This window comes from Nocardioides sp. (assembly GCF_047602075.1).
Classification (GTDB): Bacteria; Actinomycetota; Actinomycetes; order Propionibacteriales; family Nocardioidaceae; genus Nocardioides.
On the sequence record NZ_JASGIF010000002.1, the window covers coordinates 921,911 to 939,007 of the forward strand.

Genomic DNA, 17,097 nt, shown 5'->3' on the forward strand with positions numbered 1-17,097 from the left:
CGGCCACCGGGTGATCGCGGGCGGCTCGGGAGAGATGATGCCCACCTCGGCACGGTATGCCGGTTGGAGTCTCACGAGCCCGCAGGACCCGCCTCGGCGACCGGTGGGGAGCTACGCCGTCCGGCGCGACGGCGTAGCAGGATCAAGAGCGGGGTGCCGACCAGGACCAGAAGGACCGTGAAGGGCAGCAAGGCGCCGACCGCGGTGATCACGGCGACGCTGGCGCCGGTGAAAGCGTGCCAGCCCGAGTGCAGCCCGGCGAGGAAGCCGGTCTCGTCGGTGTCGGCGTCCTTCGCTGTCTTCTGCTTGAGATGCACCGTGATGGTGCTCCAGGAGCTCTGCTCGGCGAGCCAGGCCTGCTGCTGCTTGAGTGAGTCCAGGTCGGCTTCCCGGCGGGAGAGCTGGCCTTCGATCGCCATGATGTCGCGGATGCTCTGAGCTCGGTCGAGCAGGATCCGGATGCGCTCGATGCTCTTCTCCTGCGACTTCACCCGGACATCGGTGTCGATCACCTGGGTGGTCACGTCCTCGCTCTCGCGAGACGACGCGGTTAGTCCGGAAAGCTTCTCCAGCTCGTCCATGGCGTCGTCGAACTCGTCGACCGGCACTCGGAAGACGGTCCTGGATCGGATGACCGCGTTGTCGTCCCCGGTGTCGGTCTCGTCCTTGTCGACCCGGGCCCGGTGACGGTCGAGCACCTCCTGGACATCGAAGCGGAGATCGGCGACATCTTTGCCGGATAGAGATACCGACCCCGTCGAGATGACGTAGCTCGCGTTGAGTGCCGGCTTGTCGACGGCGTTCTTGCGCGCGATGGTGGACATCGCCGCGTCAGCTTCCGCCGGGACGGGCGCATTCTCGCCGGCTGCCGTGTCCGTCGATCCCCCAGCGGCGTCGGACTCTGCCCCGCCACCCTGGGCGGAGCAGCCGACCAGCAGGAGGGCGGTCAGGAGCGAGGCGAAGGCCAGCGGAACAGGTCGGGCAGCGCGTCGACGGAGGTCCTGGGAGCGTCGTCTCATGATCGTCGGACGCCCGAAGACGGGGACCGGTTCCCACCCCCCCCGCAACCCGTGACCCGGCCTCGCTGGCACAGTGGCAGGTGTGACCACCTCGACCCGGCGCCGCGTGGTTGTCGGCGGCGGCCTCGGTGGCCTGGCTGCGGCACACTTCCTGGCTAGGGCGGATCCGGCGGCCGAGGTGCTCGTGCTGGAGGCGTCGTCCAGGGCTGGCGGGAAGCTGCGGATCGAGTCGGTCGCGGGCGTCGGGGTCGACGTCGGGGCCGAGGCGATGCTGAATCGGCGTCCGGAGGGCGTCGAGTTGGCTCGCGCACTCGGCCTCGACATCGTCCATCCGGCCATCGCGCAGTCACAGATCTGGACGCGGGGTGTGCTGCGGCCGTTGCCCCGGACCCTGATGGGCGTCCCCTTGGACATCGACGGGCTGGCGGCGTCCGGGGTGCTCTCGCCCGAGGGTCTGGCGGCGGCATGTCGTGCGTCGGCGGTGCCGGACCTCGAGCTCGACGGTGATGGCTCGGTGGGAGACCTGGTGGCAGCGCGCTTTGGCGACGAGGTGGTCGACCGACTGGTCGAGCCGCTGCTGGGCGGGGTGTACGCCGGTCACGCGCGCGCCATCTCGGCGCGTGCCGCCGTGCCGGCACTGATCCCGATGTTGACGGGTCGTGGTGGGGCACCGACCGGCGCGCCGACCTACGACGCCCCAGTCTTCGCCGGCATTCCCGGTGGGATGGGACTCCTCCCCGAGACACTGGTGCACGCCGGTGGGTTCGAGGTCCGCTGTCATACGACGGTCGAGACGATACGGCCGCGTGCGGGCGGCGGATTCACACTGTCGTGGAGCTCGGGCTCGTCGGGCGCGGACACGGTAGGGGCCGATCACGTGGTGCTGGCGACACCCGCCGAGCCGACCGCGCGGCTGCTCGCCGAGCTGCTGCCCGAGGTGGCCGCCGACCTGGCGGGTGTCGAGTCCGCGTCGGTCGTCGTGGTCACGTTTGCCTTCCGCGCCGAAGATCTCCCTGACCTGCCTGGCTCGGGGTTCCTGGTGCCGCCGATCGAAGGTCGGCAGATCAAGGCCTCGACCTTCTCGTTCAACAAGTGGGCGTGGGTCCGCGACTCCGGGAAGGGCGCCGGGCCCGCCGGCGAGGACCTGGCATTCCTCCGCACGTCGCTCGGCCGCCACGGAGAGGTCGACGTACTCGAACGCTCCGACGCCGAGCTGGTTGCGGTCTCCCGCGCCGAGCTGGCCGAAGCGGTCGGCATCGTCGTCGAGCCCGTCGATACCCACGTGCAACGCTGGCCGGACGGACTGCCGCAGTACGCCGTGGGCCACCTCGACCTGGTCGGCCGGGTCCGTGCCGGCGTCGCCGAGGTGCCGGGGCTGGCCGTGTGCGGTGCGACGTACGACGGCGTCGGGATCCCGGCCGTGATCGCGTCCGGCCGCGCGGTGACCGGTGTCTTGTGTGGGTGAGCGGGGGAGCACAATGGGCGGCATGACGAACGCCGCCAGCGCCCGGGAGATCAACGAGCAGATCCGCTACACCATGTGGTCGGTCTTCCGGTTGGTTCGACCGCTCGGTGACGCCGACCGGGCGACGGAGGCGACCGAGGTGAGCGACCTACTCGCCAAGCTGAACGCCGACGACGTCGTCGTGCGCGGCGTCTACGACCTCTCCGGGGTCAGGGCCGATGCCGACCTGATGGTGTGGTGGCACGCGACGACCCCCGAGGAACTGCAGGACGCCTACAACCGGCTGCGCCGGACGGCCTTCGGTTCGCGGCTGGAGCCGGTCTGGAGCCAGCTCGCCATGCACCGCCCGGCTGAGTTCAACAAGGCCCACATTCCAGCGTTCCTGGCCGGTGAGGAGCCGCGCGGCTACATCTGCGTCTACCCGTTCGTGCGGTCCTACGAGTGGTACGTGCTGGACGAGGGCGACCGACGTCGGATGCTCGCCGAGCACGGCCGGATGGGTCGGGAGTATCCCGACGTGCGGGCCAACACCGTCTCGGCCTTCGCGCTCGGGGACTACGAGTGGATCCTCGCCTTCGAGGCCGACGAGCTGCACCGCATCGTCGACCTGATGCGGCACCTGCGCGCCTCCGAGGCGCGTCTGCACGTGCGCGAGGAGATCCCCTTCTACACCGGCCCCCGGGTCGAGCCGCTCGACCTGATCACTCGGCTTCCGTGACCGACACCGGGTCGGGTGTCGCCGCGGGGCTCGTAGAGTCGGCGACCGGCTCGAGCGTCAGGCTGACGGAGTTGATGCAGTAGCGGTCGCCGGTGGGCGTGCCGTAGCCATCGGGGAACACATGACCGAGGTGCGACCCGCAGCGCGCGCAGCGCACCTCGGTGCGGACCATCCCGTGCGTGGTGTCGGAGAGATACTCGACGGTGTCCGAGATCGGTTGATAGAAGCTGGGCCAGCCGCACCCGGAGTGGAACTTCGTGTCGGAGCGGAACAGCTCGGCCTGGCAGGCCTTGCACCGGTAGACACCGACCGTCTCGGTGTCGGTGTATTCACCGGTGAACGGCCGCTCGGTCGCGGCCTGACGGAGGACGGCGTACTCCTCCGGGGTCAACTGCTCGCGCCACTCTTCGTCGGCCTTCTCGACCTGATAGCCCATGTCGACCAGCCTACTCAGCCACGGATGGCTGCCTCGGGATGCGCTGGCTTCGTCGGATCGGACCCGTCACGATGGGGCCATGGCCACCTCAGCAGCCGCGGTCGACGCCGGCGGACGGAGCGTGCGGGTCACCAGCCCCGATCGCGTGATCTATCCGGCGACCGAACAGACTCCCGAGGTCACCAAGGTGATGGTGGCGGAGTATTTCGCGTCGGTCGGCGACGGCCTGATGCGCGCCCTGCGCGACCGACCGACGGCGCTGGAGCGGTGGCCCGCCGGCGTCCATCCGGGGATCAAGCTGGCAACGGGCCGGCCGGGGGAGAAGGCCGACGCCTTCTATCAGAAGCGGGTGCCCAAGGGTGCTCCGCCGTACGTCGAGACCGTCGAGGTCACCTTTCCGTCCGGCCGCACCGCCGACGAGATCTGCCCGACCGAGATCGCCGTCGCCGTCTGGTGTGCACACATGGGCACGCTCACCTTCCACCCGTGGCCGGTGCGCCGCGACGACATCGATCGGCCCGACGAGCTGCGCATCGATCTCGACCCGCAGCCAGGCACCACGTTCGGCGACGCCGTGCGGGTGGCCGGGGTCGCGAACGAGCTCTTGGAGGAGTTGGGTCTGGTCGGCTTCCCGAAGACGTCCGGCAACCGCGGCGTCCATATCTATGTGCGGATCGAACCGCGCTGGGACTTCGTCGACCTCCGCCACGCTGCCATCGGGTTCGGCCGCGAGCTGGAGCGGCGAGACGCCGGCGTCACGACCGCTTGGTGGAAGGAGGAGCGCGGTGAGCGCATCTTCGTCGACTTCAACCAGAACAACCGCGACCGCACCATCGCCTCGGCCTACTCGCTGCGGGCGGTGCCCGGTGCGCCCGTGTCGATGCCGTTGACCTGGACGCAGCTGGCGGAGGTCGAGGACCCGAAGGTGTTCAACCTCTTCACGGTGCCTGGCCTGCTGGCCGAGCGTGGCGACGCCTGGGCCGGCATCGACGACGTCTCGCACTCGCTCGATCCGTTGTTGGCGCTGTGGGAGGCGAACCCGGTCGAGCTCAACTACCCACCCGACTATCCGAAGATGCCCGGCGAGCCACCTCGGGTGCAGCCGAGCAAGAAGGTCGCCTCGCACTGGGACGAGCACGGCAACCGCATCGAGGGCACTTGAGGCTCCGTCAGGAGACCACCAGCGCGACCCTCAACGCCGCATCGCCTCCTCAGCGGGGGAGCGGTCCGGTCCGTCTAGACCACAGACACCACAATAGTCACACCGGTCACTCTGGGTGCGTCGAGCGGTTCTCCGCGGCCCTCGCGGTGGGTCCGCCCTTGAGTGGCTGGTGTGACGGACGTAGATTGACCGCCGCTGGTCTATGTGGGGGTGTTGTCAGTGTTTCGTCGTGTTGTGCCGCTGGTCTTCTTCGTGATGGTGGGCCTGCTGGGCTTGGTCGCGCCGGCCCAGGCGGCGGTGAGTTCGATGCCGGTCACCGGTCGGTTTCCTAGCTTCGATGCACCCGTCTACACCATCGTGCACCGAGGCAACGTGCTCTACGCCGGTGGCCAGTTCACCCATGTCACCGCCGCGGACGGCACCGTCTATCGCCGCCTCGGCGCGGTCGCGATCGACGCCTCGACGGGGAGCGTGCTGCCGTGGAACCCCCGAGTTCGCGGCACCGTTCGAGCGATCCTGCCCGTGGGCGACCGAGTGGTCATCGGAGGCGACTTCACCGCCGTGAAGGGGACGCCGCGCAACAACCTCGTCATGGTCAAGCGTGCAGGCGTGGGCAAGGTCGACAAGTTGTTCCGCTTCCAGGCCGACGGCGCCGTCCTGACCCTCGCCGGCGGCGGCTCCAAGATCTACCTCGGTGGCTCGTTCGAGCGGCTCGGCGGACGAGCCCGGGGCCACCTCGCGGCGATCGCCCTCGGCAAGCAGTATCGGCTGACGTCTTGGGCGCCGTTGGCGCAGGACGGCGGTGTGAGCAGCATCGCGGTCCGGCGCTCCGGGGTGTACGTCGCCGGCGGGTTCGAGTTCCTCAACGGCAACCACAGGTTCCGCAAGCTCGCTCTCGTGCGTGCCAGCGATGGTCGCTTGGTGACCTCCTTCGATCCGCCGATCACTCGGCGTGTGATCGACATGGTGGTCACGAAGCAGCGGGTCTACACTGCGATCGGTGGTCCGGGTGGTGGTCATGCCGTCGCCAGCGACCGACGCTCGGGTGCAACCGTATGGGCGCGATTCGTCGACGGCGATGCGCAAGCTGTCACGGTGTTGGGTGGCGCGGTCTACTTCGGCGGCCACTTCAGCCGGGCTTGTGCCACCCACGACTCTCATGGACCCGCTGGTTGCGCCGATGCACTCGAGATCCGGAAGCGAGGCGCTGCCTACAGCAGGAGCGGGACGCTGTTGGACTGGAACCCGGACGCCAACTCGGCCTGGGGCGTTCTCGCGCTCGACGCCCTGCCGGGGCTGAAGGAACTCGCCATGGGTGGCGAGTTCACCACGATCAACGGTGGCGCGAACGCCATTCCCTACCTCGCGGTGTTCGGCACGCCGTAGAACGGTGCGCGGCAGGTCGTCGTACCAGCCCTACACGCCCGTGATGCCCTCGCCCTCGCCGGCCTGCTCGTCGAAGGACTCGTGCTCGAGGAGGTGCAAGACGGGCACCCCGATCTTGCGCCGGGCGCGAGAGGTCCAGTCGACGTGGAAGAACTCGGCCACGATGTGCGGACGGGTCAAGATGATCGCCTCGCGGCCGTCCACCTCGGTGACCTTCGCGGTGAGGGCATCGATCGGCGGCTCGGTGACCACCGTGCCCACAGCCTCCGCGCCGCTGGCACGCAGCGCCGCCAGCGTGTGGGCGAGCTCGTCGGTCGAGCGCTCCTCGCAGTCTCGCCGCAGCGCCTCCAGATCCGCGTCGCTCATCACCATCGCGGGCGTGGCCATCACCTCGCCGGCCGCGAGTGATCCCATCGCGGCCTCGACGCGCGCAGAGGCGTCCTCGATGGGCAACAGCACGTGATAGACGACCGGGTCCTCGATCCCCTCGTGCAGAGAGTGGACCTGGGCGGCGTCCCGCTCGGTCAGTTCCTGCTCGACGAGCAACACGACGTTGTACGGTTCGCTCACGACCATCGCCCCCTGGGCTCGTTGGGTGCGGAGTGCCTCACTCCACACTCAAAATCCTAGCCAGGTCGTATTTCACCGGTTCATCGAGTTGGTCGTATCCGCACGACGCGGGCTCGCGATCCGGGCGCCAGCGTCGGAACTGCGCGGTATGCCGGAACCGGCGGCCCTCCATGTGGTCGTAGGCGACCTCGAGGACACGATCGGGGCGCAGCGGGGTGAACGTGAGGTCCTTGCCGACGCTCCATCTGCTCTGCGTGCCCGGCGCCCGGTCGGGGTTGGCGATCGCCCACTCCTGCCACTCGCCCCAGGGATGGTCGGAGACCTCGCAGACGAGCGGCTGCAGCTCGGCGTGCAGCTCGGCGCGCCGCGCTGCTGTGAAGGACGCCGAGACGCCGACGTGCTGCAGCTGGCCGTCGTCGTACAACCCGAGCAGCAGTGATCCGAGCAGCGGGTGCTCCGGCGTCGAGGTCTTGTGTTCGCGATAGCCGGCCACCACCACGTCGGCGGTGCGCTCGTGCTTGATCTTGAGCATGGCGCGTGCGTTCTGTTGGTACGGTGCCCCGAGCGGCTTGGCGACGACCCCGTCGAGCCCGGCGCCCTCGAACTGGTGGAACCACTCCTCGGCAACCCCGGTGTCGGTGGTCGTGCGGGTGAGGAAGACCGGCCCCGGCGCACCGCTGAGCGCCTCTTCCAGCGCGGCCCTTCGCTCCGCGAAGGGGCTGTCGAGGTACGACGTGTCGCCGAGCGCGAGCAGATCGAAGGCCACGAACCCGGCCGGGGTCTGCTCGGCCAGCAGGTTCACCCGGGACGCGGCCGGGTGCAGCCGGTTCTGCAGCACCTCGAACTCCAACCGGTCGTCGATCGCGACGAAGATCTCGCCGTCGAGCACGCACCTGGCCGGCAACTGCGCACGCATCGCTTCCACCACCTCGGGGAAGTAGCGCGTCAACGGTTTGGTGTTGCGCGACGCCAGCTCGATCTCATCGCCGTCGCGGAACACCACACAACGGAAGCCGTCCCACTTCGGCTCGAAGTACAGGCCCGGCACTTCGCCGACGGAGTACTTCGCCGGATCCGGGAGACCCTTCACCGACTTGGCCAGCATGGGCAGCACGGGCGGCATCACGGGCAGGTCCACGGCTCAACCGTAGTGTTCACCTGTGAGTAGCAGCCGCCTGTCGCCGTTGGCGGTGCCCGCGTTCCGGTACTTCTTCGTCGGCCAGGTGGTGAACCGGGCGGGGTCGTCGATGGCAGGTGTTGCGCTGGCGTTCGCCGTTCTCGACATCAGCAGATCTCCGTCTGCCCTGGGGTGGGTGGTGGCGGCGTCGAGCGTGCCGATGGTCGTGTTCATGCTGCTTGGTGGGGCCATCGCTGATCGCCTGCCGCGAGCCGTCGTGCTGCGTGGCTGCAACCTCGTCCAGGGTGTGGCGCAGGCGCTCACTGCCGGCCTGGTGCTCAGTGGCCGGGCCGAGATCTGGCACCTCATCGTTCTTCAGGCCCTGGCCGGGACGGTGTTCGCGGTCAGCTACCCGGCCTTCTTGGGCATGGTTCCGATTCTGCTCCCGACCCAGGAACGCCAGGCTGCCTTCCTCCTCATCGGTCAGGCCGAAAGTGCCGTCGGCATCCTCGGGCCTGCAGTCTCGGGGCTGTTGGTTGCGGTTGCCAACCCGGGATGGGCGCTCGCGTTCGACGCGGGAACCTACCTCGTCGCTGCGGGCCTGCTGGCTTTGGTGCGGTTGCCTCCCGGTGACCGGAGCAACGCTCGCTTGAGCGTCATCGGCGACTTCGCCGCTGGCTGGTCGTTCGCCCGCCACCTCGGCTGGGTCATCCCCGCGTCGTTGGCGGCCATGGTCTTCAACGCCTTGGTGAGCGGCGCGATCGGTGTTCTGGGCCCGGTGATTGCCGACGAGACGATCGGCAGTGAGGGTTGGGGAGTGGCGACCTCGAGTCAGGCGGTCGGCGTGTTCGTGGCGGCGTTCTTCTTGGCGAAGGTGACCGTGAGGGTGCCCTTGCGGGCGATCATGATCGCGTTCGCGGTGTGGTGCGTCCCGATGGTGGTGCTCGGCACCCATGTGAACGTATGGCTGTTGTCGGCGTCCTTCCTCATCGCCGGTGCGGGGGTGGGCTTTCTCGACCTGGCCTGGAACCTGACTGTCCAGGAGAAGGTGCCCGAAGAGATGCTGTCGCGGATCATGGCGATCGACGGCTTCTTCTCCTTCGTCGCCATCCCGTTGGAAGAGCTTGCCGTCGGGCCTCTTGCGATCGCTTTCGGCGCGAGCAAGGTTCAGCTCGGGTGCTTCGGCATTGCTGTGCTCGTTGCGGCGTTCGGCGCCACGCGACGCATCATCACCGATGTGCGCTTGACCGGAGCCGCGCCCCCTCAGTTGGCAAGCTGAGCTGGGTGACGTTGTCGAGGCTGTGCAGCGTCGTATCCTGCGGTGGTCGGCGCGACCAGTTCGTATGACGTCCCGCTGGGGCCCTAAGGTGGTCTTTCTATCCCCGGTTGGTCTGCCGGGTCAAGGATGCTGCCCCGCCAGGCGGGCCTTAAGGTGGTTCCTCTATCCCCGGTTGGCCTGCCGGGCCAAGGATGCTGCCCCGCCAGGCGGGCCTTAAGGTGGTTCCTCTATCCCCGGTTGGCCTGCCGGGCCAAGGATGCTGCCCCGCCAGGCGGGCCTTAAGGTGGTCTCTCTATCCCCGGTTGGTCTGCCGGGCCAAGGATGCTGCCCCGCCAGGCGGGCCTTAAGGTGGTCTCTCTATCCCCGGTTGGTCTGCCGGCAGGGCCCGCCTGACTTTGAATCAGGATTAGCGACGTAGGTTCGACTCCTACCCGGGGAGCTCCGTGAGCAGGCGGCACGGTCGCCGACGACGGTAGGGAGAGCATGCAGATGACCAACGACCTGACCGTGATCGTGTTGGCCGCGGGTGGCGGGACCCGGATGAGGTCCAAGACCATGAAGGTGCTCCACCGGCTGGGTGGCCGGAGCATGGTCGGTCACGTGCTCACCGCGATCGCCTCCGTCTCACCGCAGCAGGTGGTTGCCGTGGTCGGCACCCAGCGGGAGATGGTCGGGCCGCACATCCAGGAGTACTGCCCCGACTGCCAGCTCGTGGTCCAAGACGATCTCGACGGCACCGGGGGCGCCGTCCGCGTCGCGATGGAGCAGGTCGAGATGAGCACCGGCACCGTGTTGGTGGCGTATGGCGACACCCCCCTTCTCGAGGGGGACACCCTGCGGACCTTCGCCGCTGAGCATGACGCGGCTGAGCGGGCGGTGAGCATCCTGACCGCGGTGGTGGTGAACCCGTTCGGCTACGGCCGCCTGATCCGGAGCCCGGACGGCGAGGTGGAGGCGATCGTGGAGGAGAAGGACGCCACGGTCGACCAACGGGAGATCCGAGAGATCAACAGCGGGATCATGGCCTTCGACGCCGAGTTCCTGCGCCATGCCCTGCCGCGCCTCGGCAACGACAACGCCAAGGGCGAGTTCTACCTCACCGACCTGGTGTCGGTGGCGAGGGAGGACGGCCTGACCGTCGGTGCTCATCCGATCGAGGACGTCTGGCAGACCGAGGGCGCCAACGACCGGGTCCAGTTGGCAGAGCTCGGCCGAGAGCTCAACCGGCGCATCGTCACCCGCTGGATGCTGGACGGGGTGACGGTGATGGACCCTGCGACGACGTGGATCGATGCCGACGTGCAGTTGGCGCCGGATGTGACGATCCTTCCGGGCACCCAACTGCTCGGCGCGACCGTGGTCGCCGAGGACGCGGTCATCGGTCCGGACACCACCTTGAAGGACTGCGAGGTCGGCTCGGGGGCACGGGTCGTGCGAGCGCATGGCGAGTTGGCGGTGATCGGTCCGCAGGCCGATGTCGGGCCGTTCACCTATATGCGGCCCGGCACGCTGCTCGGCAGTGCGGCTAAGTTGGGCGCATTCGTCGAGGCGAAGAACGCCCAGCTCGGGGACGGCGCCAAGGTGCCGCATCTGTCCTATGTGGGTGACGCCGAGATCGGCGCGGCCAGCAACATCGGTGCGGGCACGATCTTCGCCAACTACGACGGTGTCGAGAAGCACCGCAGCAAGGTTGGCCGCCACGTGCGAACCGGTTCGGGCAACGTGTTCGTGGCTCCGGTCGAGGTCGGCGACGGTGCGGCGACGGGCGCCGGGGCCGTGGTTCGGCGCAACGTGCCGCCGGGAGCTCTCGCCGTCTCCGGTGGTCCCCAGCGCAACCTCGAGGGCTGGACGCTGCGCCGCCGAGCGGGCACGCCTCAGGCGGAGGCGGCCGAGCAGGGGCTCCAACGCGAGGAGCCGTAACCGACGCCGTACCCGCGCCTGACGGGATCTCGAGGTGCACCCAGAGTTTTCTTGCGCGGCCCGGTGCGCGAGAATCGACAAGCAGCACTCCTCCAAACGGCCGGCGACCAGGGAGATCCACTCGTGAGCGGGATGAAGCGAGCCACCGAGAAGAATCTGATGGTTTTCAGCGGGCGGGCCTACCCCGAGCTGGCCGAGGAGGTCGCCGAGCAGCTCGGCACCGGCCTGGTGCCGACCTCGGCCTATGACTTCGCCAACTCCGAGATCTACATCCGCTACGAGGAGTCGGTTCGCGGCTGCGACGCTTTCGTCATCCAGAGCCACACCGCGCCGATCAACGAGTGGGTGATGGAGCACCTGATCATGGTCGACGCGCTGAAGCGCGCCTCGGCCAAGCGGATCACGGTCGTGATGCCCTTCTATCCCTACGCACGGCAAGACAAGAAGCATCGAGGCCGGGAGCCGATCTCGGCGCGGCTGATGGCCGATCTGTTCAAGACCGCCGGCGCCAACCGACTGATCGTGATGGACCTCCATGCCGACCAGGTCCAGGGCTTCTTCGACGGTCCGGTGGATCACCTGATGGCGTTGCCGATCCTCGCCGAGTATGTCGCCGAGACGTACGCCGACCAGCCGTTCGCCGTGGTCTCTCCCGACGCCGGCCGGATCAAGGTGGCGGAGCGTTGGTCGAGCCGCCTCGGTGGCGCGCCGCTGGCCTTCATCCACAAAACGCGGAACATCGACCGACCCAACGAGACGGTGGCCAACCGGGTAGTCGGTGAGGTCAAGGGCCGTGTCTGCGTGCTGGTCGACGACATGATCGACACCGGCGGCACCATCGTGAAGGCGGCCGAGGCGTTGATGGAGTCCGGCGCGGCTGGGGTGCTGGTCGCGGCCACCCACGCGATCCTCTCCGACCCGGCGGTCGACCGGCTCAAGAACAGTCCGGTCACCGAGGTGGTGGTGACCAACACTCTCCCGATCAGCCCCGACAAGCAGTTCGACAAGTTGACGGTGCTCTCTATCGCCCCGCTGTTGTCCCGGGCGATCCGCGAGGTCTTCGAGGACGGCTCGGTCACCTCGATGTTCGACGGGCACGCCTGAAGTTCGTGGCAACCTCGGGCCTGTTCGCTGTGGGTGCCGTATGGCGATAGGCACCTAGGGCCCGGGTCCTATCTGCCGCGGTCTTCGTGCGTCTGTCGCGGTCTTGTCGTGGCGAAGTGCCCCGTGTACCGGATCCCAAGCCACTACAGCACCGCGGCAGATGGTCAGAAAGGCAGTCGACAGGCCGACCATCCGAGGGCAGGATGCGCGGGTGACCACCGCGGGCACGGGCCGCTTGGAGCCCCTGGCGACGCCGAACTTCCGCTACTTCTTCCTCGGCGAGGTGGTCAACACCGCCGGATCCTCGATGTCGGGGGTGGCGTTGGCGTTCGCGGTGCTGGCGATCAGCGACTCGCCGACGGCGCTCGGTGTGGTGGTGGCGGCCTGGACCGTGCCGATGGTGGCGCTGATGCTGCTGGGCGGTGCGGTCTCTGATCGGCTGCCGCGTGCGATCGTGCTGCGGGGTTGCAACCTGATCCAAGGGGTCACCCAGGCAGCGTCCGCGGCCCTGGTGGTGACCGGGCATGCCCAGGTCTGGCAGCTGGCGGTGCTGCAATTCATCAGCGGGACGGTGTTCGCGGTGAGCTATCCCGCCTTCCACGGCATGGTGCCGATCCTGTTGCCGCCACCCAAGCGCAAGGCCGCCTTCCTCCTGCTGAGCCAGTCCGAGAGCGCACTGAGCATTCTCGGCCCCGCCGTCGCCGGCATTCTGGTCGCCACTGTCGGACCAGGATGGGGACTGGCGGTGGACGCGGCGACGTACGCCGTGGCTGCGGGCTTCCTGGCCGTGCTGCGGATCCCGGTGGGGGAGCGCCCCGACAAGAGGCCCAGCGTGATCGGCGACTTCGTGGCCGGCTGGTCCTTCGTCAGGTCCTTGGGGTGGGTGATCCCGGTCGCCTCCTGCTCGTTGGTCTTCAACGCGCTGATCAGCGGCGCACTCGGGGTGCTCGGGCCGGCGATCGCCGAAGACACCATCGGGAGTGACGGATGGGGACTGGCCCGGTCCGGCCAGGCGATCGGCGTGTTCGTGGCGGCCTTCGTGCTCGCGAAGGTGACCATCGGCCGGCCGCTGCGGACCTGCGTAATCGGCTTCTCGCTCAGCGCGCTGCCGATGTTGGTGCTCGGCACTCGAGTGGGCGTCGTCGCGCTCGCCTTGGCCTTCGTCGTGGCCGGTGTCGGGCTCAGCGCCCTAGATCTGGCGTGGAACCTGACCGTTCAGGAGAAGGTCCCCGAGCAGATGCTCTCCCGGGTCATGTCGATCGACGGGTTCTTCTCCTTCGTGGCCATGCCGATCGGCCAGCTCGCGGTCGGCCCGCTCGCGGTCGCCTTCGGTACTCAGCGCGTCGAGCTCGGGGCCGCCGCCCTCTGCATCCTGGTTGCGCTGGTCGGCGCGACCAGGCCGGTGATCGCCGATGTGCGGCTCGAAGGAGGAGCCCGCTGACCCGACCCGTTCGGACTCACGGTTGGCCGATTGGGTGCCGGACACCCACCGCGGCTAGACTGCTGCGGTTGCCTCGGCGAGGGGACGCCTCGGTGCTAGACGCCACCGGCGAACCGTGATCGACAGGGCAGGCCCCGCGCCGCGCCTTCGTCCACGGGGTGCAGCGTGCGTCGGCTCCGGGCCCACCTCACTAGGCAGTCATCCACCTTGAGGCCATGCAGGAGTTGAAGAGATGTCGTCGGAGAAGATCGTCGCCGAGTTGCGCACCGAGTTCGGAAAGGGCGCCGCGCGTCGCATCCGTCGGGACCACAAGATCCCGGCCGTGATCTACGGCCACGGCAACGCCCCTGTCCACGTGAGCCTGCCAGGCCACGACACGATGATGGCCATCAAGCACGGTGGCGCGAACGCCCTGCTCGAGCTTGAGATCGAGGGCTCCACCCAGCTGGCCCTCACCAAGCAGGTCCAGGTCGACCCGATCCGCCGGTCCCTGGAGCACATCGACTTCGTCGCGGTCAAGCGCGGCGAGAAGGTGACCGTCGACGTCCCGGTCCACCTGGTCGGCGAGGCGGTGCGCGACTCGCTGGTGGTGACCGAGAACGCCACCATCGAGGTCGAGGCCGAGGCCACGCACATTCCGGAGTACATCGAGATCGACATCGAGGGCGCCGAGGTCGGCACTCAGATCCACGCCTCGGACCTGGCGCTTCCGAAGGGCACCACCTTGCTCACCGACGGCGAGACCCTCGTGGTCAACGTGACCGCGCCGGTCGCCGAGGCTGAGCCTGGGGCCGCCGAGGGTGAGCCCGAGGCCGCCGAAGGCGAGGCGCCGGAGGCTCCGGCCGAGGCCGGCGACTCGGAGTGACCGTGGCGCGGCCAGCGGGTCGCATCGCGGCGCGCAGCAGGCGGGGCTGATCGGTGGTCTCCGAGGCCTGGCTCGTCGTCGGGCTGGGCAATCCTGGCGCGCGGTACGCCGGGCACAGGCACAACATCGGCTACCGGGTCGTCGACGCGATGGCCGAGCGGATGGGCGGCTCGTTGCGCGCCCATAAGCTCGGCCGGGCCGACGTCTTGGAGGGACGGCTCGAGATGCCAGGCCTGCCCGGGCCCCGCGTGGTCCTGGGACGCGCCCGGAGCTACATGAACGAGTCCGGAGGGCCGGTGGTGGGGCTCTCGAAGTTCTATGGCATTGCGGCCGGCCGGCTGGTGGTGATCCACGACGAGCTCGACTTGCCGTTCGACCGAATCCGGGTGAAGTTCGGCGGCGGTGACAACGGCCACAACGGTCTGCGGTCGCTGCGCGCCTCGCTCGGCACCGGAGACTTCTATCGGGTCCGGTGCGGCGTGGGACGACCTCCGGGACGCCAAGAGGTGGCGGACTACGTGCTTTCGGACTATTCCGCGGCCGAGCGGGTCGAGCTGCCGATCCAGATCGCCGACGCGGCCGACGCGGTCGAGTGCCTGGTGACCGAAGGCCTGGCGCAGACCCAGCAGCGGTTCAACTCTTGAGCCGTCGGTCAGGATGGTCGCATTGACGGTTGGCCGCAAAATGTCACGAAGATGGACACTCGAACGGACGGTGTACACCACCGCGAGCCGTGGGTGTCTGAAATTGTGCAGATTTTGCCCACGTTGCTGCGGTTACGAGTTGACCTTCTAGGCCCCCGCGACGCAAACTTGTCCTGCGTCTGAGTCGTGGGGTCTCAGACGGTTCCGAGGAGGTTCCAGGTCGTGGCGACGCGAAGCCCTCGGGGGAGACAAGAGCAGAATTACCGCGTATGCGCGGGCCCGTTTTTTGGCCCCCTCCATCGCGTCGCCGACTCGCTGTGCTGTATCCACAGGCAGAGACCTGGCTCTCTCTAAGGGACAAGGGGCGGTCGCAGGTCGATCTCGGCGGCAAGCAGCGCTCTCTCGTTGTTGTGGGGAAACGAGCTGAGTGGGGGACGAATGAGTCAGGTGACGTCTCAGGACGTCGTCGTGCCGCTGCCGAGGGCAGCGACACCGAACGATTTTGCAGGGGGAATCGAGGCGCCGCGCACGCATCCGGCGGAGCGGGTGCGTCGGCGCCTTCGGGAGTGGTACCTCCCTATCGAGTTGGGGCTGGCCGCCGCGCTTGCGCTGACCGTGCTGGTGATCAGCGACACGCCTCTGGTCTTCGGCAGTGCGGTGGCCGCGTTGGCACTGGTCGTCAACTATCACGCCGGTCGTGAGACGGTCCGGCCCGGGTTGCCGCACATCGGCCGCATCCTGAAGGATCAGGGTGTGCCGGTGACGGCCGTCGCTGTGGGCATGGTGCTCGGGATCGTGCCGGGCACCCTTCTGTCGGACACGCTGTGGATCGTCGGCGCTGTTGCTGTCGTCGCGGTGGCCGGGACGGTTGCTCGTCGCGCAGTGAGCGGCCAGATGCGGCTGTTGGTGGTGGGCAGCCCGGCCGACGTCGCGAAGTCCGCGACACGCTGGGCCGGCGACAACAGGGCGAAGGTGGTCGGTGCGCTGGCTCTCGGCGAGGAGGGTGTCGATCTCAGCGACCTCGACTCGTTCGGCGTGCGCGCTATCGGCCAGCTCGACGAGGTCGAGCAGTGGGTGCAGCGCTGGGACGCCGACCTGGTCGTGCTGATCCCCGGCGACGCGATCACCGCCGACGTGGTGCAGCGGCTCGCCTGGCACCTTGAAGACACGCATGCGTCGATGGCCGTGACCGGTCTCTTGGACAAGGTGGCTCCGCATCGCATCGACACTGCGCGGTTCGCCGACGGCACTCTGCTGCACGTGCGGTCGAGCAAGCGCTCGGCGTTCGTGCGCACCGTGAAGCACGCCGTCGACCGGCTCGCCGCCGTCGCGCTGCTCGCGATGGCTGGGATCCCGCTGCTGACCATGATGGCGCTGGTGCGCTTGGACTCGCGCGGTCCGGCCATCTTCAAGCAGACCCGGGTCGGCCTCGACGGCAAGACCTTCACGATGTACAAGCTGCGCACGATGCGAGTCGACGCAGAGAAGGTCAAGGCCGAGCTGGCCACCATGGACGAAGGCAACGGCGTGCTGTTCAAGATCCGCGACGACCCGCGCGTGACCAGGGCCGGCCGGCTGCTGCGCAAGACCTCACTCGACGAGCTTCCGCAGTTGATGAACGTCGTGCTCGGCCAGATGTCTCTAGTCGGCCCTCGCCCGGCGCTGCCGGAAGAGGTGGCGAAGTACACCCCGACCGAGCGTCGTCGCCTCGCCGTTCGCCCGGGCATCACCGGACTGTGGCAGGTCAGCGGCAGGTCCAACCTGTCGTGGGAGCGGTCGGTCGAGCTCGACCTCCACTACGCCGACAACTGGCGGCTGACCTCCGATGTCCTCATCGGACTGCGCACCGCCGATGCCGTCGTGCGGTCCCGCGGCGCCTACTGACGCGGCCCTCGGTCGACGAGCCGCCGAGCGAGCCCCTGGTCCAGACGGCCAACCCGTCTAGACCAGGGGCTGTCGCGGTCTCGTCGA

General features: G+C 68.5%; 15 protein-coding genes and 1 tRNA gene. 12 read left to right on the top strand and 4 right to left on the bottom strand.

Going from position 1 to position 17,097, the window contains the following annotated elements; genetic code table 11:
- Nucleotides 1–71: 71 nt before the first annotated feature.
- Nucleotides 72–1,019 carry a DUF4349 domain-containing protein gene (locus tag QM714_RS17125; RefSeq protein ID WP_415102550.1) on the bottom strand — a complete coding sequence of 316 codons (948 nt, stop codon included), beginning with the start codon at nucleotides 1,017–1,019 and terminating at the stop codon, nucleotides 72–74.
- An 82-nt stretch (nucleotides 1,020–1,101) separates the two neighbouring features.
- Here QM714_RS17125 and QM714_RS17130 point away from each other — a divergent pair, with 82 nt between their 5' ends.
- Entirely contained in the window at nucleotides 1,102–2,484 is a 1,383-nt protein-coding gene (locus tag QM714_RS17130) for a protoporphyrinogen/coproporphyrinogen oxidase (RefSeq protein WP_415102551.1), read from the top strand.
- A 13-nt stretch (nucleotides 2,485–2,497) separates the two neighbouring features.
- On the top strand, nucleotides 2,498–3,202 hold the full coding sequence (gene hemQ / locus QM714_RS17135) for a hydrogen peroxide-dependent heme synthase (protein WP_415102552.1): 705 nt from the start codon (nucleotides 2,498–2,500) through the stop codon (nucleotides 3,200–3,202).
- Here the strand turns inward: hemQ and msrB are convergent.
- On the bottom strand, nucleotides 3,186–3,638 hold the full coding sequence (gene msrB, locus QM714_RS17140; protein WP_415102553.1) for a peptide-methionine (R)-S-oxide reductase MsrB: 453 nt from the start codon (nucleotides 3,636–3,638) through the stop codon (nucleotides 3,186–3,188). The genes hemQ and msrB overlap by 17 nt on opposite strands.
- A 79-nt stretch (nucleotides 3,639–3,717) precedes the next feature.
- On the opposite strand from msrB, the gene QM714_RS17145 reads away from it, so the two are divergent.
- Together QM714_RS17145 and QM714_RS17150 are read left to right on the top strand one after the other, a co-directional pair.
- On the top strand, nucleotides 3,718–4,800 hold the full coding sequence (locus QM714_RS17145; RefSeq protein WP_415102554.1) for a DNA polymerase domain-containing protein: 1,083 nt from the start codon (nucleotides 3,718–3,720) through the stop codon (nucleotides 4,798–4,800).
- Nucleotides 4,801–5,019: 219 nt separating this feature from the next.
- Nucleotides 5,020–6,186 carry a hypothetical protein gene (locus QM714_RS17150; protein ID WP_415102555.1) on the top strand — a complete coding sequence of 389 codons (1,167 nt, stop codon included), beginning with the start codon at nucleotides 5,020–5,022 and terminating at the stop codon, nucleotides 6,184–6,186.
- Between the two features lie 30 nt (nucleotides 6,187–6,216).
- On the opposite strand, the gene QM714_RS17155 is transcribed toward QM714_RS17150, so the two are convergent.
- Entirely contained in the window at nucleotides 6,217–6,756 is a 540-nt protein-coding gene (locus QM714_RS17155; RefSeq protein ID WP_415102556.1) for a hypothetical protein, read from the bottom strand.
- A 37-nt stretch (nucleotides 6,757–6,793) separates the two neighbouring features.
- Complete coding sequence (locus QM714_RS17160) at nucleotides 6,794–7,894, bottom strand: ATP-dependent DNA ligase (protein ID WP_415102557.1); 1,101 nt, start codon at nucleotides 7,892–7,894, stop codon at nucleotides 6,794–6,796.
- A 22-nt stretch (nucleotides 7,895–7,916) separates the two neighbouring features.
- Between QM714_RS17160 and QM714_RS17165 the strand changes: the two genes are divergently transcribed.
- From QM714_RS17165 to QM714_RS17200, 8 genes are all read left to right on the top strand, one after another.
- Nucleotides 7,917–9,152 carry an MFS transporter gene (locus QM714_RS17165; RefSeq protein WP_415102558.1) on the top strand — a complete coding sequence of 412 codons (1,236 nt, stop codon included), beginning with the start codon at nucleotides 7,917–7,919 and terminating at the stop codon, nucleotides 9,150–9,152.
- Between the two features lie 360 nt (nucleotides 9,153–9,512).
- Nucleotides 9,513–9,591: transfer RNA gene (locus tag QM714_RS17170), tRNA-Gln, on the top strand.
- Between the two features lie 50 nt (nucleotides 9,592–9,641).
- A complete protein-coding gene (gene glmU, locus QM714_RS17175) occupies nucleotides 9,642–11,072 on the top strand; it encodes a bifunctional UDP-N-acetylglucosamine diphosphorylase/glucosamine-1-phosphate N-acetyltransferase GlmU (protein ID WP_415102559.1) in 1,431 nt (476 codons plus the stop codon).
- Between the two features lie 132 nt (nucleotides 11,073–11,204).
- A complete protein-coding gene (locus tag QM714_RS17180) occupies nucleotides 11,205–12,176 on the top strand; it encodes a ribose-phosphate diphosphokinase (protein ID WP_415103053.1) in 972 nt (323 codons plus the stop codon).
- 211 nt (nucleotides 12,177–12,387) lie between these two features.
- On the top strand, nucleotides 12,388–13,617 hold the full coding sequence (locus tag QM714_RS17185) for an MFS transporter (RefSeq protein ID WP_415102560.1): 1,230 nt from the start codon (nucleotides 12,388–12,390) through the stop codon (nucleotides 13,615–13,617).
- Between the two features lie 232 nt (nucleotides 13,618–13,849).
- The gene (locus QM714_RS17190) at nucleotides 13,850–14,482 is read left to right on the top strand and encodes a 50S ribosomal protein L25/general stress protein Ctc (RefSeq protein ID WP_415102561.1); all 633 of its coding nucleotides are present in this window, start codon (nucleotides 13,850–13,852) and stop codon (nucleotides 14,480–14,482) included.
- 53 nt (nucleotides 14,483–14,535) lie between these two features.
- Nucleotides 14,536–15,126, top strand: coding sequence for an aminoacyl-tRNA hydrolase (gene pth, locus QM714_RS17195; protein WP_415102562.1), 591 nt, complete (start codon nucleotides 14,536–14,538; stop codon nucleotides 15,124–15,126).
- Between the two features lie 447 nt (nucleotides 15,127–15,573).
- Nucleotides 15,574–17,010, top strand: a complete 1,437-nt coding sequence (locus QM714_RS17200) for an exopolysaccharide biosynthesis polyprenyl glycosylphosphotransferase (RefSeq protein WP_415102563.1) — start codon at nucleotides 15,574–15,576, stop codon at nucleotides 17,008–17,010.
- The last annotated feature ends 87 nt before the right edge of the window (nucleotides 17,011–17,097 follow it).

What these genes read in the sequence shown, in the direction of transcription:
- hemQ (WP_415102552.1), top strand. Translation starts at nt 2,498, where the DNA reads ATGGGCGGCATGACGAACGCCGCCAGCGCCCGGGAGATCAACGAGCAG.
- QM714_RS17145 (WP_415102554.1), top strand. Translation starts at nt 3,718, where the DNA reads ATGGCCACCTCAGCAGCCGCGGTCGACGCCGGCGGACGGAGCGTGCGG.
- glmU (WP_415102559.1), top strand. Translation starts at nt 9,642, where the DNA reads ATGACCAACGACCTGACCGTGATCGTGTTGGCCGCGGGTGGCGGGACC.
- QM714_RS17125 (WP_415102550.1), bottom strand. Translation starts at nt 1,019, where the DNA reads ATGAGACGACGCTCCCAGGACCTCCGTCGACGCGCTGCCCGACCTGTT.
- msrB (WP_415102553.1), bottom strand. Translation starts at nt 3,638, where the DNA reads ATGGGCTATCAGGTCGAGAAGGCCGACGAAGAGTGGCGCGAGCAGTTG.
- QM714_RS17180 (WP_415103053.1), top strand. Translation starts at nt 11,205, where the DNA reads ATGAAGCGAGCCACCGAGAAGAATCTGATGGTTTTCAGCGGGCGGGCC.
- QM714_RS17190 (WP_415102561.1), top strand. Translation starts at nt 13,850, where the DNA reads ATGTCGTCGGAGAAGATCGTCGCCGAGTTGCGCACCGAGTTCGGAAAG.